Source organism: Pelagibacterium flavum (assembly GCF_025854335.1).
Lineage (GTDB): Bacteria > Pseudomonadota > Alphaproteobacteria > Rhizobiales > Devosiaceae > Pelagibacterium > Pelagibacterium flavum.
Map to the genome: position 1 here is coordinate 1,793,278 of NZ_CP107716.1, position 14,033 is coordinate 1,807,310.

Consider the following 14,033-nt stretch of genomic DNA (forward strand, 5'->3'; position numbering starts at 1 on the left):
AAGGAAGGAACTCAACAATGACAATCGGCATGTTCAAGCGGGGCGCCAACCGTCGTGACGTGATCAAGGGGATCGCGGCCACGGCAACGTTTACGCTTGCCGCTCCGGCCATCCTGCGGGCGCAGGAGAGTGCGATTCACATCGGCACGCTCACCCCGCTCACCGGTGCAGGTGGCCCCTACGGCCCGGTGATGGCCGACGCGGTGCGCAAGGTCGTCGATGAAGTGAACGCTGCCGGCGTGCTCGGTCGCGAAATCATCCTGGTCTCGGAAGATTCGCAGACCAGTCCAGAAGCGGCCGTCCGCGCGGCGCGCAAGCTGATCGATGTCGATAACGTATCGGCCATCATCGGAACCTGGGCTTCAGCTGTGACCACAGCGGTTGCGCCTATGGCCTGGGAAAGCGAGCGGATGCTGTTCACGGTTTCCGGTGCGGACTCGATCACTCAGTTGCCTCACAATGGCTACATCATCCGCACCCAGCCCAACACGACATTGCAGGGACAGAAGTTCGGCGAGTATGCCGTGGAACTTGGCGACCGCCGCGTCTTTTTCCTTACACCGCAGACCCCGTTCGCCGATAGCCAGTACACGACGATCAAGGCCGCGGTCGAGGCTGCGGGCGGTGAAGTCGAAAGGCTGATCTACGACGACAAGAAGCCGTCGCTGCGCTCCGAACTGGACCAGGCGCTGCGCTTCGATCCCGACATGCTGATCCTTGGCGGCTATACCCCGGACACCACGGTATTGCTGCGCGACATCTATCGGGCCGGCTACGAGGGGCATCTTCTGGGCTTTGCCTATTCGATCAATCAGGACCTGATCGGCGGTCTCCCCGCCGAGGTCGTTGAAGGCGCCTATACTCTGGCTCCCTCACCGGCCGAGGGCGGCACGGCTTACGATCGGCTGGCGGGGCTGGTGGGCATCGACGTGCCGGACACCTACACCTGTCAGGTTTACGACCACATCAACCTGGCTCTGATGGCTATCGCCCATGCCGGCGGATCGTCCGGGACCGAAATCCGCGACTCGGTCCGCGAAGTTTCCCAGGGCGGCGGCATGGAAGTCGATAACGCAGTCGCGGGCATCGAGGCGATCCTTGCCGGCGAGAAGGTGGACTATGCGGGGGCTTCGGGTCCATGTGAGTTCAATGAAATCGGCGACATAACCGATGCCAGCTTCCGTTATGAGCAGGTGGTTGGCGGTGCCATCGAACTGTTGAAGATCGCATGACCTTCGAGATTTTTGCCCAGGCTCTTGCCAATGGGCTCGTGTCCGGCACCGTTCTCGCGGTGCCGGCCATTGGGTTCACGGCAATTTTTGCCATTCGCGGCTATCCGAACTTCATGATCGGTGCGATCGCCACCGTCGGCGCTTACGCCGGCTGGATGGCCAACACCGGTGCAGGTCTTTCGATCTGGCCCAGTATCGCCATCGCGTTCCTGGCTGCCGGAGCGATAGGGCTGGTAACCGAAAAAGTCGCCGTTCGGCCGCTTGCGGCGTCGGGCGCGCTCACCATGGCGATTGCTTCGCTCGCCGTGGCTATTGTTCTTGAAAATGGCGTGCGGTTCTTTTTTTCCAACAATCTGCGCGGCTTCGACGTGCCGCTCGAGCGCGACATGATGTTGGTGGGTATTCGTGTCGGTCCGCAGCAATTGCGCAACCTTTTGATGTCGGTGGGGATCATGGCGGCCATCTGGGCGGCGCTCAAATTCACCCGCTTTGGCCGGGCAATGCGAGCTTGTGCGGACAATCCTGATCTCGCCCGGCTCAAGGGCGTCGAGCCGGTGCGGATCGCCGATATCACGATTGCCGTGTCGCTGGGTTTGTGCGGGCTTGGCGGAGCCTTGCTTGCCGTCGATGCCTCTGTGGATCCGATGGTGGGGACGCGCCTGCTGCTTTCGATCTTTGCCGCCGCCGTTCTGGGCGGGCTCGGCTCCATTCCGGGCGCCGTGATCGGTGCGTTGTCTATCGGTATCATCGAAGAAATGACGGTAGCCTATCTCGCACCTGCCTACCGCCTCGCCGTGAGCTTTATCGTCATCCTCATCGTTCTGACCTTCCGTCCACAAGGACTGGTCGGCGCCAAGGCAAGGTGAGCGCATGTTGTCCTATATCGTCTTCATCCTTGCTATTGCCGCCATTTACGCCCTGCTGGCCCAGAGCCTGGTGCCGATCTGGGGACAGACCGGAATGGTCAATCTCGGTCTCGTCGGTTTTTTTGCCATCGGCGCCTATACCTCGGCACTTCTGACAACCGATTTTGGCTGGCCCGCCTTTACCGGACCGATCATGGGGTTGATCGCCGGCGGGCTTTTGGGGCTCGCTGTTACATTTTCGACGCTTAGGCTGCGCGACGATTACCTTGCCATCGTCACGCTGGGCTTTGCCGAAGTTGTGCGGATCGTTGCGTCCAATGAGATATGGCTTACCGGCGGCACAGACGGCATTGCGGGCATTCCGGCTCTGTTCGACCGGGATGGCGGGCTGATGTACCACGTCCAGTTCCTGGTTCTGGCAACGGTCATTTGCATTGTGACGGGTCTCATCATCACCCGGTTGGTAAAATCGCCATGGGGACGTGTTCTCAGGGCCGTTCGCGACGATCAGGTCGTTGCCTCGGTCGCCGGCAAAAAAGTGGTCGTCTTCAAGATCCAGGCCTTCGTGCTCGGCGCTTCGATCGCCGGCATGGCCGGAGCCCTGTATGGCAGCTACATATCCTACATTTCACCGGACCTGTTCTTGCCGCTGATCACCATTTATGTGTTCCTGGCGGCGACCGCGGGAGGCAATACACGGGCGCTGGGCGCCACCGTGGGGGCCTATCTTCTGGTTGCATGGCTGGAAATCAGCCGCTTCGCCGGCGAAATCCTGCCCATGCTCTCAGCGGTGCAGATCGCTTCGGTTCGCGAAATGATCGTGGGATTGGCGCTGATTGTGGTCCTGCGTTTTGCGCCGGGCGGTCTTTTCAAGGAAAAAAGTCAGAAGGCTCCAGCATGACCCCTCCATCGGCACAAGCGCAGCTCGACGCATTCGACACAGTGGCCAAAGCCCTTGCCGAGGGCGACCGGCACCATCTCTATGAGGCGGTCGAGGACGCCCTTCAGACCCTTGTCGGGCACAAGCTTTTTACACTTCTCATGGTTCTGCCCGGGGCAAAAGAAGTGCAGCGGTTCTACAGCACCAATGTCGAGGCCTATCCTCTGACGGGGAAAAAGACCATGGGCGACACGCCATGGGGAGATCTGGTGATCCGGCAGCACAAACCGTTTCTGGGTCGAAACAGGGCCGATATCGAGTGGGCGTTCTTTGACCATGAACTGATCGCCAGTCTGGGGCTGGGTTCGGCAATCAACGTTCCGGTTATCCGCCACGGCGAATTGCTGGGCACGCTAGCTCTGCTGCACGCCGAAGGGCATTTCGATGATGCTAAACTCGCCATTGCCAGTCGATTCGCGCCATATCTCGTCGACGCTTTCGCGACCGAGATTGAAGCCGCGCAATGATCTAAGGGAGATCCTGATGGCTTCGAGCGAACACGCCGGCTCATCGCAAAGGACAAGCAAGAGGCGGACGCAGGAGGAGCGAAGCGCAACAACGCAAGAGCTTTTGATGCAGGCGACGATCGACGCGATGTACGAAAATGGCTTCGCGCGTCTGACAACAGCCGATATCGCCAGGAGGGCCGGCGTTTCTCGTGGCGCACTGATGCATCATTATGCCAGCAAGGAGGACCTGATCGTCGTTTCTTACGAGCGGATGCTCGCCGATGCGACCCGTGAAATCAGGTCCTGGCTCGGGTTGGCGAGGGCTGGCGAGCTCATGCTCGACGATTTCCTCGACAAGCTTTGGGCGATGTATTCGGGGAAGTTGATCTTCGTCACGCTCGAACACATCACGGAAGCTCGCCACAACGAGCCTCTGCGCCAGAAATTCATGCCTGTCGTCAAGGAGTTCCACGCCGCGCTTGAGGCCTGCTGGCGTGAGTTCTTTCACGAAACAGGCTCGAGTACAGAAGACCCGATAACCGTCCTGACCATGACGACGGCACTTTTCCGAGGAATAGCAATCCAGATGGTGTTGCGTGAGGATGCTGTTTATTTCGACAAGCTGCTGGAACACTGGAAGTCCCATGTGCGCTCGCTGGTCGAGGTCGAGGCCAACGGGGAAGGGGATGCAGCCAGACCGGGTTCGTGAGGGCAGTAGCCCAAAAAGCAACATACAGGCTGTTCTGTATGTTGTGCGAAATTTGACTGCCGGCGAGCCGACATGGCGCCGTTCAAAGAAGGACTGAAAGATGCCGACCATTCTCACCAACGCCAACCTGCTCGATGTCGATGCCGGCGAAATCGTGGGCGTGCGCCACATCGTGATCGAGGGAAACCGGATCAAGGAGATTTCCGACACTCCGGTCACCGGAAGCGGAGACGTCATCGATCTAAAGGGCAAGACGCTCATGCCGGGGCTGATCGATGCGCATGTTCACATATCCGCTTACACCGCAAATCTGGCGGACCTGCCTTACCAGTCGCCATTTTACGTCGCGGCCAGGACCATTGAGATTCTGGGTGGTATGCTTGATCGCGGCTTTACCACGGTGCGTGACGTGGGGGGCGGTGAATTTGGCATGGCCCGTGCGCAGGCCGAGGGCAGCGTGCGGGGGCCGCGCATTTATTTCGGCGGCAAGGCTCTGTCGCCGAGCGCGGGTCACGGGGACATGCGCAAGCCGGGGCAGGATACGCAGGACGCGGGTTATTCGGTCCCGAGTTTGGGGCGCATCTGCAATGGCGTTGACGAAGTGCGTTCCGCCGCTCGTGACGAGATTCGCCGCGGCGCCAACCACATAAAAATCATGGCCAATGGCGGCATCGCCTCGCCGACCGACCGCATCGACTCCGACCAGTTCTCAGAAGATGAGATCTCAGCCATCGTCGATGAGGCCAGCATGGCCAACATCTACGTGGTGGCTCATGCCTACACCGCTCGCTCCGTTGAACGGGCCGTGCGTAACGGCGTGCGCTCGATCGAGCATGGCAATCTGCTCGATGAAAACACTGTCGGCTTCATGAAGGAGAAGGGGGCTTATCTTGTCCCAACCCTCGCCACCTATCGCGGCCTGAAGGATGAGGGCGTGGCCGCGGGCCTGCCCACCGCCCTGGCGGCCAAGATCGACAAGGTGCTCGATGCGGGCATTCGGGCGGTGGAAATGGCGCACAGGGCTGGCGTGCCGATGGCCTATGGCACCGATCTGCTGGGTGCGATGCACTACCGGCAATTGACCGAGTTCGACCTGCGTGGCGGTGTCGTGCCCGCCGCGGACCTGTTGCGCTCGGCCACCGTCACGGGAGCGGCGCTGCTGCAGTGCGAGGGCGAGATCGGGCGCATCGCTCCGGGGTATCTCGCCGACCTCATCGCATTCGAAGGTGATCCGCTGGCCGACATTTCAATAATGGGCCGGCTTGCCGAAACGCTCGCCCTCGTCATGCAGGATGGCAAGGTCGTTCGGTCCGCGTTCTAGCATACGTGCCGGTGGCCAGAGGAGGAAAGAATGAGTGACGACTACAAGCGTCGCAGCTATGGCGAAATCCCTGTAGGGTTTGGAGAAAAGCCTGGGATTGTCGTCGTCGATTTCATGCTTGCATTCACCGAGGCGCAATATCCGCTCGGCGGCGCGCCCCTCGTCATGCGGGCGTTGGAAAATACGCAGCGTCTGGTCACCGCAGCCCGGCGCTACGGCATTCCCATCGCAAATTGCACCACCGCCTATATGAGCGAACGCGAAATGCCGTACTGGAAGATTTCGGCGGTACGCGAGACCTTCAGACACGATCATCCCAGCGCAGCTCTCGACCCACGCATCTTTGATCCCGAATACGATTTGTTCGTGTGCAAGAAGGGCCCGTCGATCTTCTTTAACACCGGTGTCAGCGATTACTTCACCAAGGAACGGGTCGATACGGTGATTGTCACCGGCTGCAACACGAGCGGGTGCATTCGCGCGACTTCAATCGACAGCTTTTCCTACCGGTACCGCACAATCGTGCCCCAAGATTGCGTTGGCGACATCGAAGATCAGCCTCATGCAGACAATCTTCGCGATCTTGGCCGTCGCTATGTCGATGTTTCGGACGCCGATACTGTCCTGGCTTATTTCGACAGCTGGAGCAGAACACAACGCCAAGGAGGAACACGGGGCCGCTCCCCGAACCCGCTCAATGCACTTTTGGAAATGAAGGATATCGGTGATGCGACTGAGTGATTTCAAAGTACTCACCTTCGATTGCTACGGTACTCTGATCGACTGGGAGTCAGGGATTTTCGAGGCGCTAAAGCCTCTGACCTCCCGCATTGAGGGCCTGGACCGGAATGATATCCTCGAGGCCCATGCTCGGCACGAATCCTTTCACCAGCGGCAAACCCCAACCAAGCGCTACAGCGAACTTCTCGCCACCGTGTATCGCCGATTGGCCGAGGAATGGGGCCTTGCAGTGGACTGGGCGGAGTGTCTCGAGTATGGCCGCAGCGTCAAAAATTGGCCCGCCTTCGAGGATTCGGCGGGCGCGCTGAACTATCTCAAGCGCCACTATAAGCTCGTTGTTCTCTCCAACGTCGACAATGAGAGCTTCAGCCATTCAAACCGGCGTCTGGAGGTAGAGTTCGACGCCATCTACACCGCCGAAGATATCGGCAGCTACAAGCCGGCGGAACGCAACTTCGAGTATATGATCACTATGCTCGAAACGCATGGCCTCCAGCCGGAAGATATTCTCCACACGGCTGAAAGCATGTTCCACGACCATAAGCCGGCCAACGCTGCGGGCCTGGCGTCCGCGTGGATTTATCGCCGGCATGACGAGACGGGTTTTGGCGCGACGATGAACCCCGGCGACATGCCCCATTATGATTTCCGCTTCAACAGCATGGCGGATATGGTCAAGGCGCACCAGGACGAGTCGCGCGATGGCTGATGAGGGCATCCGGAAAGGGATGCGATAGGGATCAGCTAGCCCTTCGCCAGTCCTTCAAGCCAACTCAACTCATCCGTTGTCAGCGCGATGCCTGTGGCGTCCGACTCCTTGCGTTTCGCGAAGCGATGCTGGCCCGGAAACCGGGTAACGCCTGCGGATTTCATCTCGTCGATCAGGGTCTCGGCACGCACGCCGAAAGGCGCTGCGCCGGCCAGTGCGGCGTTGATAAGAATGATCAATTGGCCGGTATGTGGAGTCGCGGCGCCAGGGTGACCTGACCAGTCAAACTCGAAAGAGTAGTTCCCCCCTGTCAGCGCGGCCGAGAGGAGTTCGATCATCATTGAGATGGAGGAACCCTTGTGGCCGCCAAACGGGAGCAGCGCGCCGCCATCGAGAACGGCATTCGGATCGGTCGTGGGGTTGCCCTTGCTGTCCACGCCCGAGCCGGGCGGCAGTTGACGGCCCTGGCGCGCGGCGATCTGGACGTCGCCATTTGCCATGGACGATGTCGCCATATCGAAAACGATGGGGTCACCCGAACTTGTGGGTGCGGCAAACGCAATAGGATTTGTGCCGAATACCGCGCTCTGGCCGCCATGGGGCACGGTGCAGGCAAACGAGTTGACCATGGAAAGCGCGATGAAACCTTCTTCCGCGAAGGGTTCGAAGTCGGGCCAGAGAGCGCTCAGATGGTGGGAGTTCCTGATAGCGAGCAGGGCAATTCCGTTGGTGCGGGTCTTTTCGACAAGGTCTTCGCGCGCCAGTGCCAGGGCCGGCTGCGCAAATCCGTTTTGAGCATCGGCGCGCAGGAAACCGGCAGCGGCATCTTCGAGAACGGGTTGGGCCATACCGTCCACCCAGCCCGTCGCAAGGCTGTCGGTATAGCCTTTCATCCGAAAGATTCCGTGGCTCTTTGCGCCGTCGCGTTCGCAGCGCGCGCAATTGTCCGCCAGGATCGCCGCCGTCTGCCTGCTCGTGCCAAAGCGGAGAAAAATCGCTTCGAGAAGAGCGACGAGTTCGGCAAAGGATATGCGTGACTGGTCCATTACGCGCTCCGGGCTGGCCAGGTGTCGCCAACACGATAGCCGCCCGGCCAGGGGTCTGAGGGATCGAGCATCAGCTGTTTGGTTTCCGTCACCCAGCCGCGTCCCGAAATCGAGGGGATGATGGCAGGGGTGCCGGCGAGGTCGGTCGTGCTCTCTATCCGGCAGTTGAACCGGCTGCCGATGATCGAGATGCCCGCGAATTCTTCGCCCACGGCAAGCTGGCCTTTGGCATGAAGCACCGCCATCCGCGCCGAGCAGCCGGTTCCGGTCGGGGAGCGGTCGAGCTTGCCCGGTTCGATGGCTACGGTGTTGCGGCCCGTTTTGGTCCCGTTCTCGATTTCGACGGGCGCTGTGAACTGACAGAACGAAATATGGGACCAATCGGGGTTGGTCGGGTGGGAAAAGCCCAATTGTTCGGTCGCTGCGCGCGTTATCTTCATGCCGGCGTCCGCGAGATCCTTGGCCTCGTCAGGCGCCAGCGAGAAGCCAAGTGTCGTCGCATCGACAAGCACGAAACTGTCGCCGCCATAGGCGGTGTCCACCGTCAGCGTTCCCATGCCCTCGACTTCAATGGTGGCGTCAAGTTTTTGAGCGAAGCTGGGATGATTGGTGACGCGGATCGAGACCGCCTTGCCATCCTTGCAGGTGGCGACCACATCGACCAGCCCGCCGGGGGCCTCGAGCGTGAAGCGCGTTTCAGGCTCCTGCATTTCGATGATGCCGGTATCGAGCAGGACCGTTGAGACGCATATCGAGTTCGAGCCGGACATGGGCGGGGTGTGCATGGGCTCCATGATGATCCATCCCATGGCGGCCTTCGGGTCCTTGGGCGGGACAAGCAGATTGACGTGACGGAACACGCCACCGCGTGGCTCGTTGAGTACGAAATTACGCAGGGTGTCATCCTGGGCTATCCACCGAGCCTGTTCCCAGATGGTGTTGCCCGGTGGCGGCGCAACGCCGCCCACGATCACGTCGCCTATTTCGCCCTCGGCATGACAGCCGACAATGTGGATGAGTTTCGACGTGCGCATATTTCAGGTCTCCAACCATTTGGGCAGGCGCTGAGGGGCGGTTCCGGTCAGGGCAGCGCTGACGCAATCTGCCAGACTGCCCAGGCGAACGGCCCGACCGGAAAGGCCGGGGCCGTAATGGGCATATTTGCCGGAGTCTGTGAGGACCGTTTTGGCAGCGGGCGGGAAAACCGGTTCGGAGATTGAGCACCAGCAGAGGTCCGAGACCGTGGTGACGCCGCTGGCGTTGAGGCGCGCGAGCGTTTCGTCGCCAGCCATCCGGGCTTTTGTTTCAGGACCGACGGTGAGGATCACGCTGACCGTGTCCAGGATCGGGCGCCCGTCAAGAGCGTCGGCAAGAGCGTGACATTCGGCCAGCGAGGCATGGGGGCTGCCGATAGCGACAAGGTCGATCTGTTCAGGGCCGGCATTCAGTTTTTGCCAGATGGACGCCATCAGCCGGCGATCGATTACAGCGTGGGGCGTCTCCGGATCAAAAGCGTTGGCGGCCTCTGGGGTCACTCCCTCTATGTGGAGCATCGGGGCGGCCGATGTCGTTCCGAAGGCTGCGCACAGGGCCTTGAGATCGTCGCGGCTGGGATGGGCCGGGGCGAGGCCGCGGAGCAGGGGAATGCGATCTGGCGCGAGCAGCCCAGCGATATAGCCGATCAATGGCCAGAAAGCGCCGTCGGGATTTTGGGGTAGCTCGACGTCAATCACCAGTTTCGCTTTGCGGTGAGCGTCGAGATAGACGCCTGACAGCGGCGCGCGGCCAGTCAGCGCAATGCAGAGATCGAGGAAATCGGGGTGCTTGGCGGTCCGCGCGCCGAGCACCGAATTGGCAAAGATCACCGCATTGGATTCCGACCACCCGACTGCTTCGCCAGTGCCTGGGGCGCTGTCGAGCAGGTAAGGCGCGCAGGTGAATGTCGGGCGGCAACCCATCTTCACGTAAGCGTCGGCCAGCTTGGCGGCGGGGGAGCCAAAACCCTCGGGTATGCCCTGAATTTGCCAATGTTCATGGTCGACGGAAATGGCATTCATCGTTGTCGGGATGACGACCTGGCCACCCATGTCGGCCATGGTCTGCGCGAACGTCAGATTGGCAGGGCTGGCATAAATGCAGCCGTCGATGTGGGCCTGGGTCACGTCGATGAGCTCTTCGGCACCCTGCTGGGCGGCCATTGCACAGAGGATCCTCATGGCCTGTGCCGTGGCCGGGCCATCGCGCCCTTCGAGCATGGCCCTGTCGTTTTCGCTCAGGGCGAGAGCGGACATCTGCGGGGGCAGCAAGGCGATCGGCTGATCGTCGGCCATCAGCGTTTCCGCAGTAAGCGCCACCCTTTTTGCTGCCGCCATTGTGGCGAAGGCCTCTGGGGTGGCGCGCAGAACAGGGAGCGTATGACCGAAAATTTCGGCGACCAGCGCGCCCAGGGTGAGCACATCTTCAGGGTCGGTAAAGATCAGGGCCGCGGGCGCGCGGTTGTTCAACGCGAGGTCCAGCAGAACGCCCGAACCGGTGCATGATCCTCGCGATGAGGGCATCAGCAGTATCTTGCCCGTCACGGTCTCGCCGTGAAGAGGATGATGGATATCGATGATTTTGCCCGTCGCAGGGTCGACCCCACCCCAAAAGCTCAGCGCTTCAGGGCTGGCAAGGACGGGGCCGTCGGCTGTCCCGCTCAGTATGGTGCGGGCCGAAATGGCTGCGCTCATCTGAAAACATCACGGCGATCGTGGTGAGGATACGCCATTGGGTTGGCTCCGAGGGCGGTGGAAAGGGGCAGCGAATAGAATGCTGCCCCAATGCTGATTACTCTTGCTAAAGGACCGACTTGAGAAACTCGGCGGTTTCGGGGCGTTCGGGATTTTCAAAGAGCTGGCTGGGCGATCCAATCTCGTGGATCAGACCATCCTTGAAAAAGGCAACGCGATTGGAAACCTCGCGGGCAAACGCCATTTCGTGGGTCACCACGATCATGGTCATTCCCTCGTTGGCCAGAAGCCGCATGGTGTCGAGCACCTCTCCGACAAGCTGGGGGTCGAGCGCCGAAGTGACCTCGTCGAACAGCATGTATTTGGGTTCCATGGCGAGCGCACGGGCGATCGCCATGCGTTGCTGCTGACCGCCCGACAGCTTGCCCGGATAGACTTTGAGCTTGTCACCCAGACCAACGTGGTTGAGCTGTTTGATGGCGATTTCGTCTGCTTCGGCCTTTGATTTTCCTAGGACCTTCCGCAGCGCCAGCGTTGTATTTTCCAGCACCGTAAGATGGGGGAAGGCGTTCCATTGCTGGAAGACGATGCCGATATTCCGGCGCAGCTTGTTGAGGTCTGTGTCCTTGGCATGGACCTCGACGCCGTCGACGGTAATCTTTCCGGAATCGATCGGTTCGAGCCCGTTGATGCACATAAGCATCGTCGATTTGCCCGACCCCGACCCGCCGATCACCGAGACCACTTCGCCTCTATCAACGGTCATCGAGACGCCCTTGAGGACCTCGAAGCTGTCGAAGGATTTTTTGACGTTATCGATTTCAATCATTTTCGCGCCATTTCTTTTCGAGGTGAGCGCCGAGGCGAGAGACCGGGAAGCTCACAATGAAGTAGATCAGACCCGCGATCGCCAGAATGAGCAGCGCCTCGTGGGGTTTGCGGGTAATGATGATCTGGCTCGAGCGCAGCAACTCGATAACGCCGATAGCGTAAACGAGCGCGGTGTCTTTCATGACGCCGAGAGTCAGACCGATCCAGGAGGGGAGCATGACGCGGGTCCCGAGCGGCAATACGATGTAGCGCATGTCCTGGGTCCAGCTCATGCCCAGCGATCGCGCGGCGCGCCGCGTGGTGGTCGGCACCGACTGGATGCCACCGCGGACAATCTCGGTACAAAAGGCCGATGTATAGGCAGCGAGAACGACACAACCCACCACGAACGGGTTCATGCCCCATCCGGCGATGGACTGAAAGGAATTGAACAGGATGAACTGGATGAGCAGCGGCACCGAACGCAAGACGTCGAGTACGGCCCCCATGGAATAGTTCACATACCAGGGCGATTGCACACGGATCACGCCGAAGACGATCCCCATCAGCGTACCGCCAAGCATGGCCCAGAAAGTGATGGCGAGGGTGAGACCCGCACCGGTCATCATGAAGGTCAGATCACCGATGGTGATGGAAGTTCCAAGCATTGTCCGGTCCTCCCCCTAGTACCTGAACAGCCGCCAGGCGATGAGCCTGGCACCGCCGGTGACGATCTTTGCGATGACGTAATAGATGGCGGCGGCGAGCGCGAAGAACTCGAAGGTTCTGAATGTGCGCGCGTTGAGTTCCTGTGTGACGCCGGTCAGATCGACGTTCAATCCAACGAAGATGCCGATGGATGTCATCAGGATCGCCCAGACCATCTGGTTTGTCATGGGGTGGAACACGGCTCGAAACATTTGCGGCAGAACGATCAGCCGGAAAGCGTCGAAGGCGCCGAATCCCAGCGAACGGGCAGCTCGTGTCTGTGTGGCGGGCACGGCGCGCAGACCACCGCGAAACGTCTCTGCGAGATAGCCCGCATTGTTGAACGCGATGCCGACAAGAACGGCCCAATAGGAGTCAAAATAGAAGATGTTGATGCCAAGGGCCCGGAAGTCGATCCCGAACAGGCCCGCAACGCCCTGCAGCACGGCTGGCACGCCGAAATAGATCATGTAGACCTGAAACAGTGCCGGTGTGTTGCGGGCAATCTCGATCCAGGTGCCGGCGAACGCGCGCAATGGCGCGCTTCGCGAACTCTTGGCCAAAGCCAAAGGCACGCCGATCAGTATGCCGATAATCATGGAGAGCACTGCGATCTGCAGAGTGATCAGAGCGCCGTCGATCATCTCGGGCAGGGCGCGGAACGCTTGCCCCCAGTGGAAGGTATAGTTGATGTCAAACATCGCGTGACGGTTCCCCGGTTTCGATCAGGCCCACTTGGGGCGCGCCGCGAAAGCAAGACCGCAGGCGCTCCAGGGAGCGCCTGCGAACCGGGATGGCTTAGTAGTACACGCCGGGAACAGTGAGATCGGGGGCTGTTGCGCCGCCGCCGACCCATTTTTCGAACAATTCTTCGTAGCGGCCGGTGCGGATCTGCTGATTGACGAAGAGATTGAGATAGTTCAGCAGGCCGTATTCCTGGCGCAGGCCGATCAGGCTTACATAGTCGACGAGGTAGGGGGCATCACCCTTGATCACAAAGCCGTCGAAATTGCCTTCATTTACGGTGGCTGCAGCGACAGTTCCCGTCACCACAGTTGCGTCGATCTGACCCTGGTTGAGGGCGAGGAACACATCGGCCTGGCTCTGGAAGGTGCGGAAGGAACCGCCGGCATCCCACTCGTTGAAGTCTTCTTCGAGCGCGATGGCTTCAAACACACCGGCGACCGAACCGAGATTCTTGCCCGCCAGGTCTTCATAGCTTTCGATACCGGTATCTTCACGCGTCAGGACGACGTTGATGAAGGCAAAATAGGGAATCGAGAAGCCAATGGTCTTGGCGCGCTCGAGCGTGTCGGAAGTCGAGGCAACACCGACGTCAGCGCGTCCGGAAACAAGCGCCGGAATACGGTCGGGGAAGGGAGTTTCGACGATCTCTGCCGTCACGCCGAGAGCTGCGGCGAGGTCATTGCAGGTATCGACGTCAAAGCCGATCGGCTCGTTGTTTTCGTCGCGCGAGCCCATGGGCGGGAAGTCGAGTGTCACGGCACAGCGCAAGGTGCCCGAAGCAATGATGTCATCGAGCTTGTCGGCGAAAGCCGGGGTTGTTGCGGCAAGACTTAGCGCTACTGACGCAGCCGCAATCAAGGCAGGAAATTTCATGATGATCCCTCTCTTTTTGGTGACGTTTGATATTCCCGGTCGCGCATCTCACCCAATTTTCAGAGCTTGTTGTGACGCACGCCATTCCCTCTTCCAGCCCACTGGGAGCCGGTTTCATATTAAGTTTGCATAATTGTATCCAATCTACAATAT

15 protein-coding genes are annotated in these 14,033 nt (G+C 60.0%); 8 read left to right on the forward strand and 7 right to left on the reverse strand.

Annotated elements, in window-relative coordinates; genetic code table 11:
- Window positions 1–17: 17 nt before the first annotated feature.
- The 8 genes from OF122_RS08950 to OF122_RS08985 all read left to right on the forward strand — a co-directional run bounded on the left by OF122_RS08950 (window position 18) and on the right by OF122_RS08985 (window position 6,967).
- On the forward strand, window positions 18–1,232 hold the full coding sequence (locus OF122_RS08950) for an ABC transporter substrate-binding protein (RefSeq protein ID WP_264227423.1): 1,215 nt from the start codon (window positions 18–20) through the stop codon (window positions 1,230–1,232).
- Window positions 1,229–2,098 (forward strand): branched-chain amino acid ABC transporter permease, encoded by an 870-nt coding sequence (locus tag OF122_RS08955; RefSeq protein WP_264227424.1) that lies wholly within the window; start codon window positions 1,229–1,231, stop codon window positions 2,096–2,098. Before OF122_RS08950 ends, OF122_RS08955 begins: the two co-directional genes overlap by 4 nt.
- Window positions 2,099–2,102: 4 nt before the next feature.
- Window positions 2,103–2,999 (forward strand): branched-chain amino acid ABC transporter permease, encoded by an 897-nt coding sequence (locus OF122_RS08960; protein WP_264227425.1) that lies wholly within the window; start codon window positions 2,103–2,105, stop codon window positions 2,997–2,999.
- Window positions 2,996–3,505, forward strand: coding sequence for a GAF domain-containing protein (locus OF122_RS08965; RefSeq protein WP_264227426.1), 510 nt, complete (start codon window positions 2,996–2,998; stop codon window positions 3,503–3,505). The genes OF122_RS08960 and OF122_RS08965 overlap by 4 nt, the downstream gene beginning before the upstream one ends.
- 106 nt (window positions 3,506–3,611) lie before the next feature.
- Entirely contained in the window at window positions 3,612–4,196 is a 585-nt protein-coding gene (locus OF122_RS08970) for a TetR/AcrR family transcriptional regulator (protein WP_264227427.1), read from the forward strand.
- Window positions 4,197–4,296: 100 nt separating this feature from the next.
- Window positions 4,297–5,517, forward strand: coding sequence for a metal-dependent hydrolase family protein (locus OF122_RS08975; protein WP_264227428.1), 1,221 nt, complete (start codon window positions 4,297–4,299; stop codon window positions 5,515–5,517).
- Between the two features lie 30 nt (window positions 5,518–5,547).
- Entirely contained in the window at window positions 5,548–6,258 is a 711-nt protein-coding gene (locus OF122_RS08980; RefSeq protein WP_264227429.1) for an isochorismatase family protein, read from the forward strand.
- The gene (locus OF122_RS08985) at window positions 6,245–6,967 is read left to right on the forward strand and encodes a haloacid dehalogenase type II (RefSeq protein WP_264227430.1); all 723 of its coding nucleotides are present in this window, start codon (window positions 6,245–6,247) and stop codon (window positions 6,965–6,967) included. Before OF122_RS08980 ends, OF122_RS08985 begins: the two co-directional genes overlap by 14 nt.
- A 35-nt stretch (window positions 6,968–7,002) precedes the next feature.
- Here OF122_RS08985 and OF122_RS08990 read toward each other — a convergent pair whose 3' ends face one another.
- The 7 genes from OF122_RS08990 to OF122_RS09020 all read right to left on the reverse strand — a co-directional run bounded on the left by OF122_RS08990 (window position 7,003) and on the right by OF122_RS09020 (window position 13,880).
- A complete protein-coding gene (locus OF122_RS08990; protein ID WP_264227431.1) occupies window positions 7,003–8,013 on the reverse strand; it encodes an Ldh family oxidoreductase in 1,011 nt (336 codons plus the stop codon).
- Window positions 8,013–9,047, reverse strand: a complete 1,035-nt coding sequence (locus tag OF122_RS08995) for a trans-3-hydroxy-L-proline dehydratase (protein WP_264227432.1) — start codon at window positions 9,045–9,047, stop codon at window positions 8,013–8,015. The genes OF122_RS08990 and OF122_RS08995 overlap by 1 nt, the downstream gene beginning before the upstream one ends.
- Before the next feature lie 3 nt (window positions 9,048–9,050).
- Window positions 9,051–10,742 (reverse strand): cis-3-hydroxy-L-proline dehydratase, encoded by a 1,692-nt coding sequence (gene lhpI / locus OF122_RS09000; protein ID WP_264227433.1) that lies wholly within the window; start codon window positions 10,740–10,742, stop codon window positions 9,051–9,053.
- A 106-nt stretch (window positions 10,743–10,848) separates the two neighbouring features.
- Window positions 10,849–11,571 carry an amino acid ABC transporter ATP-binding protein gene (locus tag OF122_RS09005; protein WP_264227434.1) on the reverse strand — a complete coding sequence of 241 codons (723 nt, stop codon included), beginning with the start codon at window positions 11,569–11,571 and terminating at the stop codon, window positions 10,849–10,851.
- Window positions 11,564–12,220, reverse strand: coding sequence for an amino acid ABC transporter permease (locus OF122_RS09010; protein WP_264227435.1), 657 nt, complete (start codon window positions 12,218–12,220; stop codon window positions 11,564–11,566). The genes OF122_RS09005 and OF122_RS09010 overlap by 8 nt, the downstream gene beginning before the upstream one ends.
- Window positions 12,221–12,235: 15 nt before the next feature.
- A complete protein-coding gene (locus OF122_RS09015; RefSeq protein ID WP_264227436.1) occupies window positions 12,236–12,961 on the reverse strand; it encodes an amino acid ABC transporter permease in 726 nt (241 codons plus the stop codon).
- A gap of 97 nt (window positions 12,962–13,058) precedes the next feature.
- Complete coding sequence (locus OF122_RS09020; RefSeq protein ID WP_264227437.1) at window positions 13,059–13,880, reverse strand: ABC transporter substrate-binding protein; 822 nt, start codon at window positions 13,878–13,880, stop codon at window positions 13,059–13,061.
- Window positions 13,881–14,033: the final 153 nt, after the last annotated feature.